Genomic DNA, 20,355 nt, shown 5'->3' on the forward strand with positions numbered 1-20,355 from the left:
ATGACCCACGCTAGCCGGATGGGCTGTCTAGCGCGCCACGGCGAGCAGAACCGGATCGCTCTGACCGTCCCAAGTGCCCGTCAGGGTCTTCCCGCCGAGTGCCCAGGAATCTCCGAGGACCCGCAGCACTTCGATGTCGGCGACGGAGGTGGCGACCAGCGTCGCGGCGTCGACATCGCGCACGTCGACCAAGCCGACGGATCCCACGTCGGTCTCGGAACCACTGCCCACGACCCGTACTGAGGGTTCGACCGGCTCGCGTACGCCGTCGGTGTCGCGTTCGAGCAGGGCCTCGCTGCCGCCGCCGAGGATCGTCGCGGCCAATGCGGCCGCATAGACCGGATCACCGCACGCGTCATAGATCCACCGCGGACCGAGGACCGTGTGCTCCATCGTCGTGATGAGCCACTCGTCGGCTCCCGCCAGCGGCTCGCCCCGGTACGTGAGAGGTACCTGCAGGGTCGGGCCGCCGGGGGAACGGACCAGGATCGTCTCGATGCCCACCTGGCCGTCGGGATCGTCGAACCGATACGCGCCGATCGACTCCAGCCCGACATCGTCGCCGACGAACCAGGGCTGGGTGGGTGCCCAGGCGCGGATCAGTTCGATCTTGCTCGGGCGGATTTCAGCGGCGTGCAGGAGTGCCATTCGTGCACTCTAGCTCCGACGGGGTCGACTCACGCGTCAGGCGAGGGTTGCGACCGCTGCGTCATAGTCGGGTTCCTGGCCGATCTCGGGCACGAGCTGCGAGTGCAGCACCGAGCCGTCACGATCGAGTACGACGACCGAACGGGCGAGCAGGCCCGTGAAAGCGCCTTCGGCCAATGTCACGCCGAAGTCCTGGCCGAACGACGAGCGGAAGGCCGAACCGACCTTCGCGTTCTCGATGCCCTCGGCTCCGCAGAAACGCGCCATCGCGAAGGGCAGATCGACCGAGACGTTGATGACATCGGTCTCGTCGAGACCGGCTGCCAGCTCGTTGAATTTGCGGACGCTCGCAGCGCACACGCCGGTGTCGACGCTGGGGAAGATGTTGAGCACCGTGCGACGTCCATCAGCACGTTCGAGATCGCTGAGATCAGGGGCAGTGAGGGTGAAGGACGGGGCGGCAGAACCGACCGTGGGAAGATCGCCGGACAATGCGACGGGAGTACCGCCGAAAGCAGTTGAAGTCATGCCCTATTCCTAGCAGCCGAGTGGTGCGAACCGTCCTCCGAGTGGTGCACATCGGTACGACACGCCGTCTCGAAACGTCCGAAACGCACCACTCGCGGGAAATGCGGAGACTGGGGAACTAGCGGAGGCGGGTTATTTCGACTTCGACGAACAGTTCGGAGCCGCCGGACGTCGAGAAGATGCCGCGTAGCGGTGGACTGTCGGCGTAGTCGCGCCCCTTCGCCACGACAACGTGCCGGGGCCCTGGCGCGACCGCGTTGGTGGGATCCCAGCCGACCCACTCGCCGTCCCACCACTCGATCCAGGCATGTGACTCACCCGCCACCGGCTCGCCGACGACCGGGTCGATCGCGGGATGCAGATACCCGGAGACGTAGCGGGCCGGAACGCCCGCGGCCCGCAACGCACCGAGGCTCAAATGTGCGAAGTCCTGGCACACGCCGGTCTTGGCGTCCCAGGCATCTGCGGCCGTCGTCGTGACTTCGGTGCTCCCTGGGACATACGCGACCTGTTGATGGATATGTGCCACGACCGCCATCGCATACTCACTCGGCCGGGCCGCCTCGGCCCGCAGCCGATCCAGGTCGACGACCAACGCCGGTGCCGGAGCGACCCAGTTGCTGAGCACCAGGTATTCGCACCACTCGTCACGCACATCGGAAGTGAGGTCCTCCCAGGCGATCTCGTGCGCCTTCTCGGCGACGCCCTGCGTATCGACGATCGAGGTCGCGACGACGGTCAGGTCGACATGCGGTTCCTGCACTTCGAACGAGGTGACCGTCGTTCCCCAGTAGTCGCGGTATTCGTACGACCACGGCGTCGGCGTGATGTCGAGCCTCGAGCGCAGGACGTACTGCTCGGTGGTCGTCATCGGCGTCATGCGGGCCTCGTTGAACGACGCCATCGCGCCCTGCTCGTAGTGATATCCCGTGGTGTGCTTGATCCGCATCTGCATCGATTCGCTCACAGCAGCACTCCCCCTCGCCAGGTGTGGAACTCCGATTCGGCGAAGTAGCGGGCCGAGACCGCATCGCTCGCGGCGGCGCAACTGCGCTGCAGACGCTCCATCTCGGTCGGCAGATCGAACACGATGTCGGTCAGCGGACGGTACTCCAGCTCAGTGCGGGCCCGACCGAGGAGTCGTTGCGCCTCATCGCTGAATCCGGAGCGTTGGCCAGATGACTGCAGGTGTCCCAGGGCGCGTTCGGCTTCGGCCAGCGACGACACGATCGAGCGTGGGAACCAGCGATCCAGCAACAGGAATTCGGCGGCCTGGCGATCGGCCTCGATTCCACGGTAGGCCCGGATGAAACTCTCGTACGCACCGCACGCCCGGAGGGTCGTCGGCCAGGCGACCTGCGGACCCGAGGCGAGCGCCGCGGTCGACAGCAGTCGCGCCGTCATGTCGACGCGCTCGATACTGCGACCCAGCATGTAGAAGTGCCAGCCGTCATCGCGCGACATCGTCGAATCGGCGATCCCCGAGATCATGGCCGTGCGGTTGCGCACCCAATTGAACATGTCGGGCGGACGCATCGCCCGGGCCGATCCGAGTCCGCGCCACGTCGTGTTGATCGCCGCCCAGATATCAGTCGACAGCGTCTCGCGGGCGCGGCGAGCACTCTCGCGGGCAGCACCGATCGCCGCGGCGATCGAGGTTGGCGAATCGGGATTGTGAGCCAGCAGGTCGAGCAGCATCCACCGGTTGGGCTGGCCGACGTACTGCTCGACCCCCATGACCGACAGCAGTTGTTCGCACGAGGTGCGTTCGTCCATACCGGGATCCTCGACCAGCACCTGCATCTGGACGTCGAGGATCCGCGCGGTGTCATCGGCGCGCTCGAGATAACGCCCGATCCAGAACAGTGACTGCGCGATACGACTCAGCATGGGTCACCTGCTTGTTGTTGCTGCTGTTCTTGTTCTTGCACGTGCAGCTCTCTGCCGTCCTCGATCGCCGGTCCGACCGATTGGGCGATACCGCCGACCAAGGTCGCGGTCGGTGCGATCTCGCCTTCGTCCTCGGGATCGCTGGGCCTGGCCAGGACCCAGGTGTCCTTCGAACCGCCGCCTCGGCTGGAGTTCACGATGAGCTCGCCTTCTGGCAGTGCGACGCGGGTCAGTCCGCCGGGGAGTACGAAGACGTCATCGCCGTCGTGCACCGCGAACGGACGCAGATCGACGTGACGGGGCCGGATCCCGTCCTCGACCAGCGTCGGCACGGTTGAGAGCGAAACCACCGGCTGCGCGATCCAGGCTCGCGGATCGAGCAGGATCTTGGCCCGTAGCTCGTCGAGTTCGGGACGGGACGCCGCCGGTCCGATCACGATGCCCTTGCCGCCTGAACCGTCGACCGGCTTGAGCACGAGCTCATCGAGCCGGTCGAGCACCTCCTCGCGCTGATCGGCCTCGCCCATGCGCCAGGTGTCGACATTGCGCAGGATCGGCTCTTCCGAAAGGTAGTACCGGATCAGATCCGGCACATAGGTGTAGAGCAGCTTGTCGTCCGCGACGCCATTGCCGACCGCATTGGCGATCGTGACGTGACCCGCACGGGCCGCGTTGATGATGCCCGGGACGCCGAGCGCCGAATCGGGCCGGAACTGCACCGGATCGAGGAACTCGTCGTCGATCCGCCGGTAGATGACGTGCACCGGTTCGAGGCCCTGCGTCGTGCGCATCATGACTCGCCCCGAGCGGCACACCAGGTCACGTCCCTCGACGAGTTCGACGCCCATCGTCCGGGCGAGCAGCGTGTGCTCGAAGTAGGCGGAGTTGTAGACGCCGGGGGTCAGCACCACGACGGTCGGATCACTCACTCCGGCCGGGGCGGCCTTGCGAAGGGCGGCGAGCAGATGCTGCGGATAGTGGCCGACCGGACGGATCCGGTGATCGGCGAACACCTCGGGCAGCGCGGCCGACAGTGCCCGCCGGTTGGTCATGACGTACGAGACGCCCGACGGGACCCGGACATTGTCTTCGAGCACCCGGAAGTCGCCGTTGCCGTCACGGATCAGATCGACTCCGGCGACGTGGACGCGCACACCGTTCGCGGGCTCAAGACCAGCGACGACCCGGTGATAGTGCGGGGACGTGACAACTGTCGCGCGCGGCACGACGCCATCGGCGAACAGCTCGCCGGGACCGTACGCATCGGCGAGGAACGCTTCGAGCGCCAGCACACGTTGACGTACACCGGTCTCGACGTGATCCCAGTCCTCGGCCTCGATGAGCCGCGGGGCGATATCGAGCGGGAACGGCCGCTCCTCCCCCTCGACGCCGAATGTGACGCCCTGCTCGAGATAGGAGGAGGCCAGCGACTCCGACCGCAGTCGAACTTCGTCGGCGCCCATCTGCTCGAAAGACTCGTGCACCCGGCTGTAACTCGTGCGCACCTGCGTCGCGTCGAACATCTCATCGAAGCCGGCAACCGGGCCGTACCCGTCGAAGAGGTCTGAGGTGTCCACCCGTCCACCGTAGGACAGATTTGTTCGCAGCATGTTTCGAGCAGAGCGCCGGAGTCGGTGACTTCTGCGAGTTTCTGCTCGGCTTTCAGCCTGGATCGCGGCCACACCGACTACGATTCGTCACAAGGAAGGGGCCCGCCATGTCGGATTCGTACGTCCTGGTGCTCAACGCGAGCTATGTGCCCCTTCAGCGTGTCTCGATGCGACACGCGATCAAGATGCTCGTGCGCGAGGTCGCCGTCATCGAGGAAGAAGCCGGCGGAACGTTCGGGCCCTTCCCGGTTCCCAAAGTGCTGCGGCTCGTCCGATATGTCGTGACCCGCTGGATGCACCGCAGCGCCAAGGTGTGCACCAAGTCGGCGATCAAGGCTCGCGACAAGATGTGCGGCTATTGCGGCGGCAGCGCCGAAACCGTCGACCACATCATTCCGCGCAGCCGCGGTGGTGCTCTGACCTGGGAGAATGCGGTAGCGGCGTGCATGCGCTGCAATCACCGCAAGGCCGATCGCACTCCCGCAGAGGCCGGCATGCGATTGCTGATCACGCCGATCCAGCCGCGGTTCAGCGTCGTGGCCTGACCGAGGCCCCGAGCTCGCTCAGCGAGCGACCGGCCGAGGTGGTTGAGGAGCCGAGGAGCGCAGCGACGAGCCTCGAAACCTGGTGAGCCAAAGGGCTCGAGTGGACCGTGGTTTCGAGGCTCCGCTTCGCTTCGCACCTCAACCACCAGCGCTACCAGGCGAGCGCACGGACCGGATTGTGCCGGGTCAGCATGTCGATCTCGTGTTCGTCGACGCCGAGTGCCGTCAAACGAGGGACGAACGAGGTGAGGACGTGCCCGTATCCCGCGCCGCCGAATGACTTCAGATCACTGCGGAAGCAGCGATCGCTCGACATCAGGATCCGCTCGCCCCACCCTTCACGCAGCAGCTGCACGAGAATCTGCGCCCGCCGCTCGTCGGGATTGAGGTGTGTGCGTCCGATCGTGTCGAACTGGACGAACGCCCCGCGCCTCAGCAGCTCGCGGTGGTAGTCGATGTCGAGGCACATGTCGACGTGGCCGATGATGATCCGTTCCGGATCGACGCCTTCTTCGGCCAGGATGTCGAGTTGATCGATCCCCACCGGGTAGACGCCGGTATGGGTCGTGATCGGCGCACCCGTCAGATTCGACGCCCGGCCGCTGGCCCGCAGGACCCGCTCCTCGATGCCCGACACGAAATCGCGGTCGACGCCGATCTCCCCGATCACACCGGCCTTGAAAGCCGTTCCGTCCACACCTTCGACGAGTTCGACAACCATCGCCTCGGCCATCTGCTGCGTCGAGGTGCGTTCGAGCTGGGACGGATAGAACGAGCCCCGATACCAGCCCGTGCCCATCACGATGTCGAGCCCCGACTCGGCCGCGATCCGCGCCAGGTCAGCAGGACGGCGACCCAGATCGGGTGGAGTGACCTCGACCAGACACGTCACTCCCAGATCGACGAGACACTGGACCTCGTCAACGGCCAGAGCCACATCGTTGAGAATGTGATCGAGCTGTCCGGTCACGGCACTGAAGTCACACAGCAGGTGCTCATGCGGCAGAACCCGGCCCACCGAGCTCGGGCTGACGGTCCGGTCCAGGGCATGGATGACGGGCGGCACTACTCGTACGCCTCCATCGCGAAGATCCGATCCAGACCCGATGCCAGGGAGACGGCGACGCTGCGACGCGGGTTGACGACCTGACAGATCTTGACCTCCAACAGCAGTCCCACCGCGAGATAGGCATCAGCCGCCGACATGCCCTGGGTCTCGGCGAAGCGGTCGACGCACAGTCGCAGCGCGATCTCCAAAGCTTCCTCGATCGAGTCACCGACCCCCAAGAGCCAGAATCGGCCGCCGGTCGAGATGATCGGCAGGCCCGGCTGCCAGCCGCGTGCGCGATGCACGGTCAGCTCACTCGACGCCGCGACCTCCACGCCCGTCCCGCACACTTCGGCATCGCCCATCGCGGCGTGCACGTCACCGAGGAAGATGCCCGCGCCGTCGACCTGCGCGCGCAACCACACCGTGGAGCCGGCGCCGGTTCCGACGAAGTCGAGATTTCCTCCGTAGGTTCCGAGCGTCCGCGGCAGCTGTTCGATCTCTGGCAGTACGCCGACCGTGCCGACGTGAAGCTGCGACGGTACCGGGATATCCGGCCCGGGACCCCACTCGATGACGGGGTTCACTGAATCAAGCGACCTGACATGGAACTCGGTCTCGGATCCGAAGCCCAGGCCTGGACGTGTCCAGGTGTGTCCACGAGGATCGGCGACGATCGAATGGATCTCGACGCCGATGAAGTCGCCGGCGCGGACGCCGGTGACGTTGACCGGGCCGGCCACCGGAAAGAGCCGATCGCGATCCAGATCGTCCTGGACGACACCTTCGCGGATCTGATTGCCCGAGGCGTCCTTGGACCGCATGACAAAACGGTGACCGGGCGCGGATTCGAACACGAAAGGTGTGTCCGGCCCGACCAGGTGCGTGTCTTGGGAGATGACCGGGGAAGAAGTCGTCACGGTTCAGCTCACCGGTCCAAGCGTGATCCGCTGGGACAGTTGCGCGCACAGCTCGGAGATCTCCCGGCAGGCAGCGGCAATCGCTTCGCCTCGTTCGGCGATATCGGATTCGCTCCACTTGACGCTGACGTTCGCGATCGCCGCAGCACCCAGGATTTCGCCCTTGGCGTTGAGGATCGGAGCACCGACTCCGGTGATGCCGACTTCAACGTCCTCGACGCTCACGGCGTAGCCGCGCGACCGGATCGTCGTGCGATCCGCACGCAGCACGTCCGGATCGGTCTGGGTCGACTCGGTGTAGCTGACCAGATCCATCGTCAGATATGCGGCGAACACCGGTTCGGGGTAGTGGGCCAGGATCGAGCGGGACGCGGCGCCGATGTGCAGAGGCAGTCGCTTGCCGGTGTCGCAGTAGAAGTGGACGCTGCTGTTGCCGTCGATCCGGTCGACGAACAGCACATTGGGTCCGTCCGGAACCGCGAGCGTCACCGATTCGCCATATCGGTCCGCGATCGAACCGAGGCTGTCGGCGGCGAAGGTGCGCAGCTCGCTGCGATCCAAAATCGCGGCAGACATCTCGACGATCTGCCAGGTCGCCTCGTAGCCGGCCCGGCCGTCGCCGGCCGCACGGACGTAGCCGCCCTCAATCAGCGTCTGTGCAACGCGGTAGGCGGCGACTTCCGAGACGTTCAGCTGCTTGGCCAGGTGCGAGAGGGAGACAGGATCCTTGGAGTGGCAGATGAACTGCAATCCGTCGAGCACCCGCAACGCCGACGACAGCACATTGCCCTTCTTGGCAGGACTCTCAGTCATGAGTTCTTCTCCGATGCTGCAACGCCCGCCAGGATTCGCGACGGATTGTGGATCAGCATCTGATCGATGTCTTCTGGTGATACGCCGCTTTCCAGCATGGCCGGTACCACCTGACGGGGGATGAACGTGTAGTCCCAGTCGGGCAGCTTCTCGGCGAGGGCGTCGGCATTCATCCACTCGTTATGGCAGGCGGTGTCGTGTGACAGGACCATCCGGTCGGCATAGCCCTCGCGGCACAGCTGCGCAACGACTCTGATGCGGGCAGCCGTGTCGAGCGCCGTCTCGAGGCCAAAACGGTCCATCCCGATCGACGATCCGGCGTCCATCATGGCGCGCAGGTAGTCCAGATCCGTCGTGTCGCCGGCATGTCCGATCACGACATTGGTCAGATCGACCCCACGCTCACCCAGGTACGCCTGCTGGTCGAGGCCGCGACGCGTTCCGGCATCCGCGTGGGTCAGGATCGGCACGCCCGTCGCGATACTGGCCTCGGCGGCTGCGCTCATGACGCGGGCCACGCCGGACGTCACGCCCGGCACGTCCGTGGCGCACTTGATGGCGCCGGCCCGGATGCCGGTGCCGGCGATACCTTCGACGATGTCGCGGATGAACCACTCAGTGAGCTGGTCCGGGCCGCCCAGCACTTGATCGGGCGCGGTGAACTGCAGCTGATACGGGAGTTCATTGAGGACGTACATTCCGGTCGCGGCGATGACGTTGACGCCCGTCCCGGTCGCAGCTGCCTTCATGAGCCTGATGTCACGACCCAGGCCCACGACGGTCAGGTCGACGATCGATCGCACCCCGGTCTCGTACGCCGCGCGCAGCTTCGCAGCGGCGTCGGCGACCCGGATCTCGTCGGACTGCCAACTGTCGGTGTAGTTGAACGAGACATCGGGCGAACGGACGAAGATGTGCTCGTGCATGAGAGTCATGCCCAAGCTGGTGGCATCGATCGGCCCGTCGAGGGTTGCGACGACTGCGTGCACGTGAGTTCCTTTTGGTCGGGTAGAGCTTTCAGCAGTTCTTGGCGCGAGTCCGGTCGGCCCTCGGTCAGAGGGCCGACCGGCCACGACTAGTTCAGACCTTCGACATTGCCGAACTTCTGGAGAACGCCGGTGTCGGCAAGGTACTGGCTCTCAGCCCTCAGCGGGGGGAGTTTGACCGCAACCTTGGCATCGCCGGGGTAATACGTCTCGACCGTCTTCTTGTCCATGGCCAGCTGCGGGAGCATCGTCAGCTCCGGCGGCTCGACGCCATTGGCCACGGCGACGGCCATCGCCATGATGTACTGCCCCCACTGCGGGAGGAACAGTGTTCCTTCGACGACCCACGACGGGTTGGTGCGCAGCTCGCGCAGACCCTCGGGCGAACCGTTGTTGCCGCCGATCAGGGTGTTGTCATTGCGCTTGGCCTCGTCGAGGGCACGCCAGGCGCCCAGCGTCAGATCGTCATTGGGGCTGAACACGATCAGGTGACGATCCTTCGGCACCGACTGCAGCGCGCTCTTGACCGCGCTGTAGGACGTGTCGCGGCCGAGGCCGCCGTCGACCTGGAGCAGATTCTTGCCGAGCTTGGTCGTCTTCTCGTTGATATCGGCGGGCTTGACCTCTTCGAGGCCCATTTCCTTCGCGGCCTGGACGTAGAAGTAGCGGGGCGAGTCGTTGACCTCGGTGCCGCATGACGCGCACTGCACGATCAGCGCCGTGGTGTCTTCTGCGGTCCAGCCCTTGGCCTTGGCCTCGCGGGCCACGATCTTGGCGGCGTCCTCACCGGCGATGCGGTTGCTCAGGTTGATGAGCGGGCAGCCCGGGGTTTCGACGTTGACCGCGATGCAGGGGATCTTGGCGCCCTTGAACGTGTTGCCCAGGGCCTTGTTGACGCCCGAGACCAGGTTGTAGGAGATGATGACGTCGGGCTTGGCCTGAGCCATCAACTGGGCGTTGGTCAACGCGACCTGGCCGTCGTCCTTGTTGTTGTACAACTTGAAGTCGACGCCTGCGGTCTTAGCCGCTTCCTCGACGCCATCGCTGATGACGACCTCGTATTCGGCAGACTCTCCCGGGCTGCCGTACGCGACGGTCAGATCTGAGAGTGACTTGTCGCCCGAGGGCTTGGCTTCCTTGCCGCCGTCGCTGCTCCCGCACGCCGAGAGTGACACGACGGCCACCGCGACGATGGCAGCCGCAAACTTCTTGCGCACTACGCTCTTACCGGACATCTTGCTCTCCTTGAACATGGGCTGCCACGGGCGTGGCAATGGGTGAATTCGGGGACGCACGATGGGTCACGTGCGTTGCTTGCCCTGGCGCAGCTGGCTGAAGGCCACTGCCAGGAGGAGTACGAGACCTGTAGCGATCTGCTGATAGAACGGGTCGATCTGCTTGATGGTCAGGCCGTTCTGGAAGGTGCCGAGCACCAGGACGCCGATCATCGTGCCGAGCACGGTGCCGCTGCCACCGGCGAGGGAACCGCCGCCGAGGACGACGGCCGTGATGGCGGTCAGTGCTGCGTCGCGGCCGAGGTTGGTCGATCCGGCCAGCAGCTGGCTCGCCAGGACGGCGCCGGCGAGACTGGCCAGCGTCGCGGAAATGACATAGATCAGCGAGACGGTTCGGTCGACCCGGATCCCGGCGAGCCACGATGATTCGGCATTGCCGCCGATCGCGTACATCGACCGGCCGAATGTCGTGAAGCGCAGCATCAGGGTGAATCCGACGGCCAGGACGAGGAGCACCCACACCGAGTTGGAGACGCCGCCGATGGATGACCGGGCCAAGATGTTGACCTGGGGATCATCGAAGGGCACCGTGATACCGCCCGCGACGGACTGGGCCATGCCGATCGCGACCGACAAGATGCCTAGCGTCGCGATGAGTGGACTGATCCGCAGCTTGGTGACCAGCAGGCCGTTGACCAGGCCGAACGCGGCGCCGACCAACATGACGACCAGCAGGCTGAGCGCGAAGCTGTGACCGGCGTTCAGCATCTTGGCGAAGACGATCGCGCCCATGGGAATCAGACCGCTGATCGACAGATCGAAGCCGCCGCTGATGATCGCCGCGGTCTGCCCCAGCGAGACGATCCCGATGACCGCGACACTCGACAAGATGATCAGGAAGTTGTCGACCGTCAGGAATCCCGGTGCGGTCGATCCGAAGACCGCGACCAGGACGATGAGGAACACGACCAGGCTCACGACCGAGATCGAGTTGCGCAGCCAGGCCATCAGGTCGCTGCGGGCGCCGGTGCGATGCTGAGCCGGTCGCGTTTCCGGCTCGGTCTGGGTGTCGATGCTCATGAAGGTGCCCCTGTCGCAAGTAGAACGGCTTGTGCCTGTGTGGATGTGCTGCCGGAGAGCTCGCCGACGATCTTCCCGTCGCGGATCACCAGCACGCGGTCGGAGATCGCGATGACCTCTTCGACGTCGCTGGTCGCGAGAAGGCAGGCGAGTCCCTCTTCGGCCAGTTGGCGCAGATAGTTGTGGATCTGGAGTCGGGCGCCGACGTCGACGCCGCGGCTCGGTTCGTGCAGCACGACGATCGCTGGTTCGGGCGCGAGCCTGCTGGCCAGCAAGGCCTTCTGCTGATTTCCGCCGCTGAGCTGGGACACCGGCTGCGCCAACGAGGCGAATCTGATGTCGGTGCGCTTGGCCAGATCCTCGGCGATGCGCTGTTCATCGCGGCGAGCGAGGATGCCGAACTTTCGCGCGATCTTCTGGCCGACCGGCAGGACGATGTTGTCGCGGATCGACATGCCGAGGACGAGGCCATTGCGCTTGCGCTCGGCCGGAACATAGGAGATGCCGGTGGCCTGCGAACGTCGAGGATCCTTGAAGACCTTGCCGGACTTGCCGTCGATCTCGATCTGTCCCTCGGCATCGGGGCGCAGGCCGCCAAGGGCTTCGGCCAGTGTGTCGGTGCCGCTGCCCCGCACACCGTAGAGCCCGAGCACCTCGCCTTTGCGAAGTTCGAAGCTGATGTCGGAGATCGGTGCCGCACCGTCGGCGCTGAGTCCGCGCACGGTCATGGCGACAGGACGCGGGGCGCCGACCGTCAGCGGGACCAGTGTTTCGGGGGCCTGACCCAGCATCGCTGTGACGATCTGTTCGCGGGTCGATTCCTGCGGAGTCGTCGTCAGCGCGATCTGGCCGTTGCGCAGAACGTGGACCGTGTCGCTGAAGCGGCCGATCTCGTCCATCCGGTGCGAGATGTAGATCGCCGCGAGGCCTTCGCGCTTGAGCCCCAGCAGGATGTCGATGAGGTGATTGCTCTCCGAATCGGTCAGCGCTGCTGTCGGCTCATCGAGGATCAAGACCTCGGCATCGCGGACCAACGCTTTGGAGATCTCCACCATCTGGCGATCGCCGAGGCTCAACTCGCGCATCTTGCGATCGAGGTCGAGTTCGATGCCGAAATCCTTGATCTTGTCTTCGACGTGGCGGCGCATCGCGCTGGGGCGGGTCACGCCGAACCGGCCCGGCCAGCGGCCGAGCACGACGTTCTCGAAGACCGTCAACTCAGGAACGTAGGCCAATTCTTGGGGCAGCAGACCGATGCCGCAGGCCGATGCCTCTCTGGGTGACCCCAGGTGCACGACCTTTCCGGCGACCGTCAGAGTTCCGGAGTCGGGCTGGTGGACGCCGACCAGGCACTTGGCAAGCGTCGACTTGCCTGCTCCGTTCTCACCGACGAACGAAACGCATTCGCCTGCGGCCACCGAAAAGTCGATGCCACGCAGGATCTGCTGATCTCCAAAGGACTTCTTCAGTCCTGTCACTTCTAATGCGTTTGCCATGACTTCCTTTATATGTAACCGTACTTACATATCTCGTAACGGGAACCTATAGGCGCCCGTAGCGAGCTGTCAATGGCAAACACAAAAAATGGCGGGCCGAGTAATTCGGCCCGCCATTGCGGTGAGGTCAATCGGTCTTCTACAGACCGACCGACTCATAGATATCGTCGAGTGCATCGAGGTACGCGCCTTCGTCCTCGCCGATCTGCTGCTGTGCCTCGGTCGACTTCTTCATGACTTCGTCCGCGACCTCTTCATAGCGGGCATTCCATTTCTCGGCTTCGATCTGCCAGTAGCCGCACGTGTAGAAGTCGCTTTGCGGCCACTTGAGTTCACGACGCAAGTGGCGGCGGGCCGCGCGACTGGCCCGCGCCTCGCCGGCCAACCAGACATATCGGTCGGCGTCCGGCAGGTCGCGCGACGTCACGGCCTGGGCGAGCGCATCGCTGATGTCGGTGTCCTTCGCGACGACCTGCCAGGTGATGTCGACGTCAGCGGCACTCGGCAGGACGATCTTGTCGCCTTCGTCGGTCAGAACCAGGTGGACCACGGCGCGCTGCCCCGGCGAGAGACCCCGCAGGATGCGGGCGACCGCGGGAAGTCCGGTGATGTCGGCGACCAGAAGCTGCCAACCCACATCATCGGGCGCCGCGTAGAGGCCATGCGGTTCGATCAGACCTACCCGATCACCGGCCCGGCAGTTCTTGGCCCAGTCCGAGCCGACCCCTTCATCGTGCACCGCGATGTCGAGGTCGATCTGGGCGTCGCCTTCGACGATGCGGTGATCGGAGATCGTGTAGACCCGGAACTCCGGCTCGACCGCACCCTCGGGGTAGGTGATGGCCCATTTGTCGTCGATCTGCGGCAGAGCGAGCTCTGCACCGGCCGGGGGAATCATGACCCGGATGTACTCGTCAGGAATGCGGGTCGTCGCATAGTCACCTTCGACCCGAAGCGTCACCCGGATCAGATGGGCAGAGATCTGGGTGCGTCCGAGCACTGTTGCGGCGTACGCCTTCACGTGGGGTTCCTCCCGATTGACAAACTTAGGCAAGCCTAACTCATATCGGAAATCTCTGTTCCGCGTCCCAGTTGGTAGCGTGGAGCGGTGACCTCAGCACCTTCCCCGAAACCCCTCAGTGTCAGGTCCATCAGCGACGTCGAGCATCTTGCCTTCGTCCGCACCCGCCGCTCGGTCAGCTTCCTTCAGACTCCCGCGTGGGCGAAGGTCAAGAACGACTGGCGCGGTGAGTCGATCGGCTGGTTCGACGGCGAGACGCTCGTGGGCGCCGCTCTCGTCCTCTACCGCCAACTGCCCAAGCTCAAGCGCTATCTCGCCTATCTGCCCGAAGGGCCCGATATCGACTGGTATGACGGCGAACTCGACCGTTGGCTGACCCCGATGGCGAACCACCTGAAAGCGCAGGGCGCATTCGGCATCCGCATGGGTCCGCCCGTCATCACCCGCCGCTGGCACGCCGGCACGATCAAGCAGGCGATTGCCGATCCGGTCCTCGAAACACTCTCGGAGGTACCCGCCGACGTCAGCGACGAGTCCGCCTTGGCGGTGGCTTCGACGTTGGCCGAACTCGGTTGGAAGGAGATCCCCACCGAGGGTGGATTCTCGGCCGGCCAGCCCAAGTTCAACTTCCAGATCCCACTAGCAGGTCGCACTCCTGACGACCTGCTCGCCGGAATGAACCAGTTGTGGCGTCGCAACATCAAGAAGTCCGCCAAGACGGGAGTCGAGGTGACGATCGGCACTCGTGACGATCTCGCCGCGTTCCACGGTGTGTACGCCGAGACGGCCGAGCGGGATCACTTCACGCCCCGTCCGCTGTCGTACTTCGAACGCATGTGGGACGCGCTTGCCGCCGAAGAGCCCGACCGTCTCGTGCTCTACCTCGCCCACCACGAAGGTGATCTTGTCGCAGCCACCACGATGGTCCGGGTTGGCGAGCACGCCTGGTACTCCTACGGCGCATCGACGACAGCCAAGCGTGATGTCCGCGGATCCAATGCGATCCAATGGCAGATGATCCGTGACGCCCACGCCGCGGGCGCTTCGACGTATGACATGCGGGGTATTACCGAGACCCTCGATCCCAGCGACTCCCATGTGGGGCTGATCCAGTTCAAGGTCGGAACCGGTGGCGAGGCCGTGGAATACCTCGGCGAATGGGATCTGCCGCTCAACCGAGTCCTGCATCGAGGATTCACCGAATATATGAAGAGGCGATGACGATGGGCTTCGAGTTGCAGGTCGACACGGCCCGTTGGCGCAAGGGGCTCTCGGCCGTCGTGGAAGCGACCCCCGGAATCGTGCCGGTCATCAAGGGCAATGGCTACGGCTTCGGCCGCAATCTGCTGGCGCGCGAATCGACCTCGCTCGGGCTTGAGACGATCGCTGTCGGCACCTACGCCGAGGTGCCCGAAGCGCTCGCGACCTTCGCAGGCGATGTCATGGTGCTGACGCCGTGGCGGCCGTTCTTTACCGATGTCGTGCTCGACAAGCGGGTCATCCACACCCTCGGCAGAGTCTCCGACATCGCCGACCTGGCCGGCCGGTCCCCCCATGCGCGCATCGTCCTGGAGGGCGAGACCTCGATGGCCCGCCACGGGCTCGACCGCCACGAACTGGCAGCTGCGGTCGCCGCATTGGGTGAGCTGACGGTCGAGGGACTCGCGATCCATCTGCCCATGGCGGGCGGCAACTTCGCCGAAGCCCAGAGCTGGGCAGCGGCATTGGAGACCTCGCAGGTCGAGACCACGACGATGTTCATCTCGCACCTGACATCGGCCGAGATCACGGCACTGCGCACCCACCGGCCCAATCTCGACATCAAGCCCCGCATCGGCACCTTGCTGTGGCTCGGCGACCTCGGCGCCCTCTCAGTCCGCGCGACAGTTCTCGACACCCACCTGGTCAGTCGGGGCGAACGGGTCGGCTACCGCCAGCGCCCCATGCCCCGAGACGGCTCACTGCTGATCATCGCCGGCGGAACCAGCCACGGCATCGGCCTGGAAGCGCCGAAGGCGACGTCGGGTGTCGTGCAGCGTGGCAAGTCGCTGGCCAAGGGCGGGCTCGAAGCGGCCGGATTCTCGCTCTCGCCGTTCACGATCGACGGCAAGCAGCGCTGGTTCGCCGAGCCACCGCACATGCAGGCCAGCATGGTCTTCCTGCCGACCTCTGCTGCGATCCCCGAAGTCGGCGACACCGTCGACGTCGCGGTGCGGTTCACCACCGCGACGTTCGACGACATCACCTTACTGTAGTCGCGCTGCTCGATCTGGTCGGTCACCTAGTGCGTCGGCACCAGGAGACCGGTCCGACTGGTCCGGTGGCACCAGACGGAAACGGTGGCCGAGGACGATGCTCCGACACGTACCGGAAAGGCAATGTGGAAATCGCGTGAATTTCGCGCATTTCCCTGTGTCTATTCAGTGTCTGGAGTGATCGACGGTGGCAACAATTCTCTACCGGATCGGACGGTGGTCATTCCGCCGCCGCCGGCTCGTGGGCGGCCTGTGGTTGGGCGCCTTCCTGCTCGCGATCGTGGCAGGTCTCACCGCGCCGGCCGGGGATGAGGAAGACATCTCGATGCCGGGCACCGAGTCACAGAAGGCATTCGACCTGCTGGACGAGCGCTTTCCCCAGAGCAGTTCCCAGGGCGCCGAGGCCCGCTTGGTGTTCCAAGCCCCTGACGGTCAGCAGGTGACAGCCACGAAGCACAAGGTGGCCGTCGAGGAAGCGATCGCTTCACTCGGCGCGGGCGAACAGGTAGCGGAGGCCACCGACCCCTTCCAGACCGGCGCGGTCAGCGAGGACGGCACCATCGCGTACTCCACGATCACCTATACCGCGGACGCCGTTGACTTGACCGGGTCGACGAAGGACGCGCTGGAGGACGCTGCGGACCAGGCGCGGGACGTGGGGTTGACCGTGGAAATCGGCGGCTCGGCCTTGGATGCGGAGGTTTCGCCAGGAGGCACGACGGAGATCATCGGCGTGGCGATCGCTGCGGTCGTACTGATTCTCACCCTCGGCTCGCTCGTCGCGGCCGGACTGTCATTGCTGAGTGCCTTCACGGGAGTGGCAATCGCCTTCGGCCTGGTCTCCGCGCTGACCGTCCCCTTGGGACTGACATCCACGGTCGCCATCTTGTCGCTGATGCTGGGGCTCGCGGTCGGCATCGACTACGCGCTGTTCATCACATCTCGATACCGCGAAGAACGCTCGCTGGGCAGGTCGCCGGAAGAGTCCGCCGGGCTGGCGGCCGGCACTGCCGGATCTGCCGTCGTCTTCGCGGGCGCGACCGTCATCATTGCTCTGGTCGGACTGAGCGTCGTCGGCATTCCCGAACTCACCAAGATGGGCTTCGGAGGCGCTGGCGCCGTGGGCTTGGCCGTTCTGGTCGCTCTGACACTGGTCCCCGCGTTGTTCGGTCTCTTCGGACGGCGCGTACTGTCCCGCAAGAGTCGTAAGACCGCGTCCATCGCGACAAAAGACGGGCTCGGCGTTCGTTGGGCACGATTCGTGCTGCGCCGACCGGCGGCTGTCCTGATCGTCGCCGGGCTCGGGCTCGGCGCCGTCGCCTCGCCGACCCTCGCCCTCGAGCTGGGACTGCCCGGAGACGAGTCCAAGCCGGTCGAAACCACGCAGCGACGTGCCTACGACCTGCTGTCGGAAGGCTTCGGCCCCGGCTTCAACGGGCCACTGACCGTCGTCGTGGACACTGCGAAAGCCTCAGACGGCCAGATCGCCAGGGACCGCGTCGTCGAGACCCTACGAGACGTGGAGGGGATCGAGTCAGTGGCTGAACCGATCCTCAACGAGGCTGAGGACACCGCCGTCATCACCGCGGTCCCTGTGACCGCACCGACCGACGTCGCGACCAAGGACGTTGTGGAGGCGATCCGAAGTCAAGCCACCACGATCGAAGCCGACACCGGGGCAAAGATTGCAGTGACCGGCAATACCGCGCTGAACATCGACATTTCCCAGGCCATGTCGGACGCGCTCCTGCCGTATCTGAGCGTCGTCATCGGCCTCGCGATCATCCTGCTGTTGGTGGTCTTCCGCTCGATCCTGGTTCCGATCAAAGCCGCGCTCGGCTTCCTGCTGTCGGTGGGTGCCGCCTTCGGCGTCCTCGTGGCGGTGTTCCAGTGGGGATGGGGCGCAGACCTGATCGGCATCGATCAGACCGGACCGATCATGTCGCTGATGCCGATCCTCATCATCGGTATCGTGTTCGGCCTCGCGATGGACTACGAGGTCTTCCTGTTCACTCGGATGCGTGAGGCCTATGTCCGTGGTGCTTCGCCGGAGGACGCCATCGTCGACGGCTTCCGGCAAAGCGGGCGAGTCGTGGCAGCGGCCGCGATCATCATGGTCAGCGTGTTCGCCGGATTCATCGGGCTGCACAATCCGACGATCCAGACCATGGGTCTCGGGCTTGCCGCCGCCGTGGCATTCGATGCTTTCGTGGTTCGGATGGCGATCGCGCCTGCGGTTATGGCATTGCTCGGCCACCGGGTGTGGTGGCTGCCCCGTATCGTGAGCCGGGTGCTGCCGAATGTGGATATCGAGGGTGAGGCGCTCAGACGGCATGTCCCGGCGCCCGCGTCTGAGCAGTTCGCAGCGGTGGGAGGCGAAAGCCGGCCATGACCCACACCGGTGGCTCCGTCCCGCAACCACGCAGTACGTGGTGGCGGGAGGGAGCGATCACAGGGACCACGTTCGTGATCTGTCTGCTCGGCGGTGTCCTGCAGGTCGACGACACGGTGTCGGCACCACGTCTCGCGGCCTACGTCCTCGCCGTGATGTCATGCGCGGTGCTGCCGCTTCGGCACCAGGCGCCCCTCGTCACGATGGCCGCCACGACTGCATGCGGGATGCTGGTCGCGCCCTTGGATCTCCTGCTGACCCCGCTGATCGTGGCTCCTGCCGTGATCACTGCCTACTCACTCGCCGTGCGCCTCGAACGGCGAACAGTAGTTACGGTGCTCGTGATCTCGGCTGCATTCCTGGTCACCTCTACCGCCTTGTACGGCGACCTCTCATGGCAGGACGCGAGCAGATTGGGAATCGTGGCAGCATTCCCGTTGGTGGCCGGCGTGCTCGGTCATTCGACGCAGAACCGGCGGGCCTACCTGGCGGCCGTGGAGGAGCGGGCGCAGCGAGCCGAAGAGAGCCGAGACAGCGAGGCGCTTCGACGAGTCGCCGAGGAACGCCTGCGCATCGCACGAGAACTGCACGATCTGGTGGCTCATCAGATCACCCTGGCCAGCGCGCAGGCGACGGTCGCCGCCCATCTGTTCAACACTCGGCCGGAGCAGACCCGCAAAAGTCTGAACGATCTGGTTGAGACCACCGGTAACGCTCTCGACGATCTGCGGGCCACGGTTGGACTGTTGCGTCAGACCGGGGACTCAACGGCTCCGGTCGATCCGGCGCCCGGGCTGTCGCGGCTACCCACTCTCATCGAGTCCTTCGGTCGCGCAGGTTTGGAGGTGTCGGTAGTCGAGGAGGGCACGACCAGGCCGCTTCCGCCCGGATTGGACCTCACCGCTTATCGCATCATCCAGGAGTCACTGACAAATGTGACCAAGCACGCCGATACGGGCTGCGCCCGGGTCGGCCTTGTCTGGAACCGCGATCGCGTGACAATCACGGTCACCGATGACGGCGGTGGACCGGGTACGTCCATAGCGTCGGATCGTCCCCCCGGCTACGGTCTGATCGGGATGCGTGAACGTGCCACGGCAGTCGGGGGACGTCTCTTCGCCGGTAGCCGTCCGGGTGGCGGTTTCCTCGTCTCCGCCCAACTGCCCCTTCCCTCCACCAAGGCCGGTGAAGTTCCATGACTGTCCGCGTGCTGCTCGCAGATGATCAGGCCCTGCTGCGTGATGCCTTCCGAACGCTTCTCGACAGCACCGACGACATGATCGTGGTCGGGGAGGCCGCCAATGGCAAGGAGGCGGTGAGACTCACTCGCGAACTACGCCCCGACGTGGTGGTCATGGATATCCGGATGGCCGAGATGGACGGACTCACCGCCACCGCAGAGATCTGTGCTGACCCTGCGCTGCACGCCAGCCGGATCCTGATCCTGACGACGTACGAGACCGACGACTACGTCGCTCAGGCGCTGCGCGCGGGAGCCAGCGGATTTATCGGCAAGGGGATCGGTGCTGATGATCTGTTCGATGCGGTGCGGACGATCGCCGACGGAGACACCTTGCTGTCGGCGGCTGCAACCCGATCACTGATCGCGCGTTTCCTCGCCTCTCCCGATAACGCTCGACAGCACCATCCCGCACAGTTCGCTGTGCTCACCCCTCGCGAACGCGAGATGGTCGCTTTGGTCGCGACCGGGCTCTCCAATCAGGAGATCGCCGAGCACACGTTCCTCAGCCCGTTCACGGTCCGCGCCCACGTGCAACGCGCAATGACGAAATTACAGGCCCGCGATCGCGCACAGCTTGTCGTCATCGCCTACCAGAGCGGCCTGGTCCAGGCTGAGCCTTAGCCCGGATCCAGAGCCGCACCTACA

Annotated in this window: 19 protein-coding genes; 6 read left to right on the forward strand and 13 right to left on the reverse strand. The window is 65.1% G+C overall.

Annotation, left to right across the window (positions count from 1 at the left end):
• Positions 1 to 27 precede the first annotated feature (27 nt).
• From ACXJKC_RS01830 to ACXJKC_RS01850, 5 genes are all read right to left on the reverse strand, one after another.
• Positions 28 to 648, reverse strand: a complete 621-nt coding sequence (locus ACXJKC_RS01830; RefSeq protein WP_456694967.1) for a CG0192-related protein — start codon at positions 646 to 648, stop codon at positions 28 to 30.
• Between the two features lie 36 nt (positions 649 to 684).
• A complete protein-coding gene (gene tpx, locus ACXJKC_RS01835; protein ID WP_456694968.1) occupies positions 685 to 1,176 on the reverse strand; it encodes a thiol peroxidase in 492 nt (163 codons plus the stop codon).
• 118 nt (positions 1,177 to 1,294) lie between these two features.
• Entirely contained in the window at positions 1,295 to 2,143 is an 849-nt protein-coding gene (locus ACXJKC_RS01840; RefSeq protein WP_456694969.1) for a transglutaminase family protein, read from the reverse strand.
• Complete coding sequence (locus ACXJKC_RS01845) at positions 2,140 to 3,066, reverse strand: alpha-E domain-containing protein (RefSeq protein WP_456694970.1); 927 nt, start codon at positions 3,064 to 3,066, stop codon at positions 2,140 to 2,142. Before ACXJKC_RS01845 ends, ACXJKC_RS01840 begins: the two co-directional genes overlap by 4 nt.
• On the reverse strand, positions 3,060 to 4,643 hold the full coding sequence (locus ACXJKC_RS01850) for a circularly permuted type 2 ATP-grasp protein (protein ID WP_456694971.1): 1,584 nt from the start codon (positions 4,641 to 4,643) through the stop codon (positions 3,060 to 3,062). Before ACXJKC_RS01850 ends, ACXJKC_RS01845 begins: the two co-directional genes overlap by 7 nt.
• 140 nt (positions 4,644 to 4,783) lie before the next feature.
• Between ACXJKC_RS01850 and ACXJKC_RS01855 the strand changes: the two genes are divergently transcribed.
• Positions 4,784 to 5,221, forward strand: a complete 438-nt coding sequence (locus ACXJKC_RS01855; RefSeq protein ID WP_456694972.1) for an HNH endonuclease — start codon at positions 4,784 to 4,786, stop codon at positions 5,219 to 5,221.
• A 151-nt stretch (positions 5,222 to 5,372) separates the two neighbouring features.
• Here the strand turns inward: ACXJKC_RS01855 and ACXJKC_RS01860 are convergent, their stop codons facing one another.
• The 8 genes from ACXJKC_RS01860 to ACXJKC_RS01895 form a co-directional block, all read right to left on the reverse strand.
• On the reverse strand, positions 5,373 to 6,287 hold the full coding sequence (locus ACXJKC_RS01860; RefSeq protein ID WP_456694973.1) for a phosphotriesterase family protein: 915 nt from the start codon (positions 6,285 to 6,287) through the stop codon (positions 5,373 to 5,375).
• Entirely contained in the window at positions 6,287 to 7,189 is a 903-nt protein-coding gene (locus ACXJKC_RS01865) for an acetamidase/formamidase family protein (protein ID WP_456694974.1), read from the reverse strand. Before ACXJKC_RS01865 ends, ACXJKC_RS01860 begins: the two co-directional genes overlap by 1 nt.
• Before the next feature lie 3 nt (positions 7,190 to 7,192).
• On the reverse strand, positions 7,193 to 8,002 hold the full coding sequence (locus ACXJKC_RS01870; RefSeq protein WP_456694975.1) for an IclR family transcriptional regulator: 810 nt from the start codon (positions 8,000 to 8,002) through the stop codon (positions 7,193 to 7,195).
• Positions 7,999 to 8,991 (reverse strand): phosphotriesterase family protein, encoded by a 993-nt coding sequence (locus ACXJKC_RS01875; RefSeq protein WP_456694976.1) that lies wholly within the window; start codon positions 8,989 to 8,991, stop codon positions 7,999 to 8,001. The genes ACXJKC_RS01870 and ACXJKC_RS01875 overlap by 4 nt, the downstream gene beginning before the upstream one ends.
• An 86-nt stretch (positions 8,992 to 9,077) precedes the next feature.
• Entirely contained in the window at positions 9,078 to 10,223 is a 1,146-nt protein-coding gene (locus ACXJKC_RS01880; protein ID WP_456694977.1) for a sugar ABC transporter substrate-binding protein, read from the reverse strand.
• 66 nt (positions 10,224 to 10,289) lie between these two features.
• Positions 10,290 to 11,303: an ABC transporter permease gene (locus ACXJKC_RS01885; RefSeq protein ID WP_456694978.1), complete on the reverse strand. Its 1,014-nt coding sequence runs from the start codon at positions 11,301 to 11,303 to the stop codon at positions 10,290 to 10,292.
• Positions 11,300 to 12,799 (reverse strand): sugar ABC transporter ATP-binding protein, encoded by a 1,500-nt coding sequence (locus ACXJKC_RS01890; protein ID WP_456694979.1) that lies wholly within the window; start codon positions 12,797 to 12,799, stop codon positions 11,300 to 11,302. Before ACXJKC_RS01890 ends, ACXJKC_RS01885 begins: the two co-directional genes overlap by 4 nt.
• Before the next feature lie 139 nt (positions 12,800 to 12,938).
• Positions 12,939 to 13,820 carry a siderophore-interacting protein gene (locus ACXJKC_RS01895; RefSeq protein WP_456694980.1) on the reverse strand — a complete coding sequence of 294 codons (882 nt, stop codon included), beginning with the start codon at positions 13,818 to 13,820 and terminating at the stop codon, positions 12,939 to 12,941.
• Between the two features lie 87 nt (positions 13,821 to 13,907).
• Here ACXJKC_RS01895 and ACXJKC_RS01900 point away from each other — a divergent pair, with 87 nt between their 5' ends.
• The 5 genes from ACXJKC_RS01900 (at position 13,908) to ACXJKC_RS01920 (ending at position 20,331) form a co-directional block, all read left to right on the forward strand.
• Positions 13,908 to 15,041 carry a lipid II:glycine glycyltransferase FemX gene (locus tag ACXJKC_RS01900; protein WP_456694981.1) on the forward strand — a complete coding sequence of 378 codons (1,134 nt, stop codon included), beginning with the start codon at positions 13,908 to 13,910 and terminating at the stop codon, positions 15,039 to 15,041.
• Complete coding sequence (locus ACXJKC_RS01905; RefSeq protein ID WP_456694982.1) at positions 15,038 to 16,075, forward strand: alanine racemase; 1,038 nt, start codon at positions 15,038 to 15,040, stop codon at positions 16,073 to 16,075. Before ACXJKC_RS01900 ends, ACXJKC_RS01905 begins: the two co-directional genes overlap by 4 nt.
• Before the next feature lie 187 nt (positions 16,076 to 16,262).
• Positions 16,263 to 18,467, forward strand: a complete 2,205-nt coding sequence (locus ACXJKC_RS01910) for an MMPL family transporter (RefSeq protein WP_456694983.1) — start codon at positions 16,263 to 16,265, stop codon at positions 18,465 to 18,467.
• Positions 18,464 to 19,666: a sensor histidine kinase gene (locus ACXJKC_RS01915; RefSeq protein ID WP_456694984.1), complete on the forward strand. Its 1,203-nt coding sequence runs from the start codon at positions 18,464 to 18,466 to the stop codon at positions 19,664 to 19,666. Before ACXJKC_RS01910 ends, ACXJKC_RS01915 begins: the two co-directional genes overlap by 4 nt.
• Positions 19,663 to 20,331, forward strand: a complete 669-nt coding sequence (locus ACXJKC_RS01920; protein WP_456694985.1) for a response regulator — start codon at positions 19,663 to 19,665, stop codon at positions 20,329 to 20,331. The genes ACXJKC_RS01915 and ACXJKC_RS01920 overlap by 4 nt, the downstream gene beginning before the upstream one ends.
• Positions 20,332 to 20,355: the final 24 nt, after the last annotated feature.

The sequence above is a fragment of the Aeromicrobium sp. P5_D10 genome, from assembly GCF_054049535.1.

Bases quoted from the DNA above. Each gene is read 5' to 3' on its own strand.
- ACXJKC_RS01845 (WP_456694970.1), bottom strand. From the start codon at position 3,066: ATGCTGAGTCGTATCGCGCAGTCACTGTTCTGGATCGGGCGTTATCTC.
- tpx (WP_456694968.1), bottom strand. From the start codon at position 1,176: ATGACTTCAACTGCTTTCGGCGGTACTCCCGTCGCATTGTCCGGCGAT.
- ACXJKC_RS01855 (WP_456694972.1), top strand. From the start codon at position 4,784: ATGTCGGATTCGTACGTCCTGGTGCTCAACGCGAGCTATGTGCCCCTT.
- ACXJKC_RS01905 (WP_456694982.1), top strand. From the start codon at position 15,038: ATGACGATGGGCTTCGAGTTGCAGGTCGACACGGCCCGTTGGCGCAAG.
- ACXJKC_RS01920 (WP_456694985.1), top strand. From the start codon at position 19,663: ATGACTGTCCGCGTGCTGCTCGCAGATGATCAGGCCCTGCTGCGTGAT.
- ACXJKC_RS01890 (WP_456694979.1), bottom strand. From the start codon at position 12,799: ATGGCAAACGCATTAGAAGTGACAGGACTGAAGAAGTCCTTTGGAGAT.
- ACXJKC_RS01880 (WP_456694977.1), bottom strand. From the start codon at position 10,223: ATGTCCGGTAAGAGCGTAGTGCGCAAGAAGTTTGCGGCTGCCATCGTC.
- ACXJKC_RS01830 (WP_456694967.1), bottom strand. From the start codon at position 648: ATGGCACTCCTGCACGCCGCTGAAATCCGCCCGAGCAAGATCGAACTG.
- ACXJKC_RS01915 (WP_456694984.1), top strand. From the start codon at position 18,464: ATGACCCACACCGGTGGCTCCGTCCCGCAACCACGCAGTACGTGGTGG.
- ACXJKC_RS01885 (WP_456694978.1), bottom strand. From the start codon at position 11,303: ATGAGCATCGACACCCAGACCGAGCCGGAAACGCGACCGGCTCAGCAT.
- ACXJKC_RS01870 (WP_456694975.1), bottom strand. From the start codon at position 8,002: ATGACTGAGAGTCCTGCCAAGAAGGGCAATGTGCTGTCGTCGGCGTTG.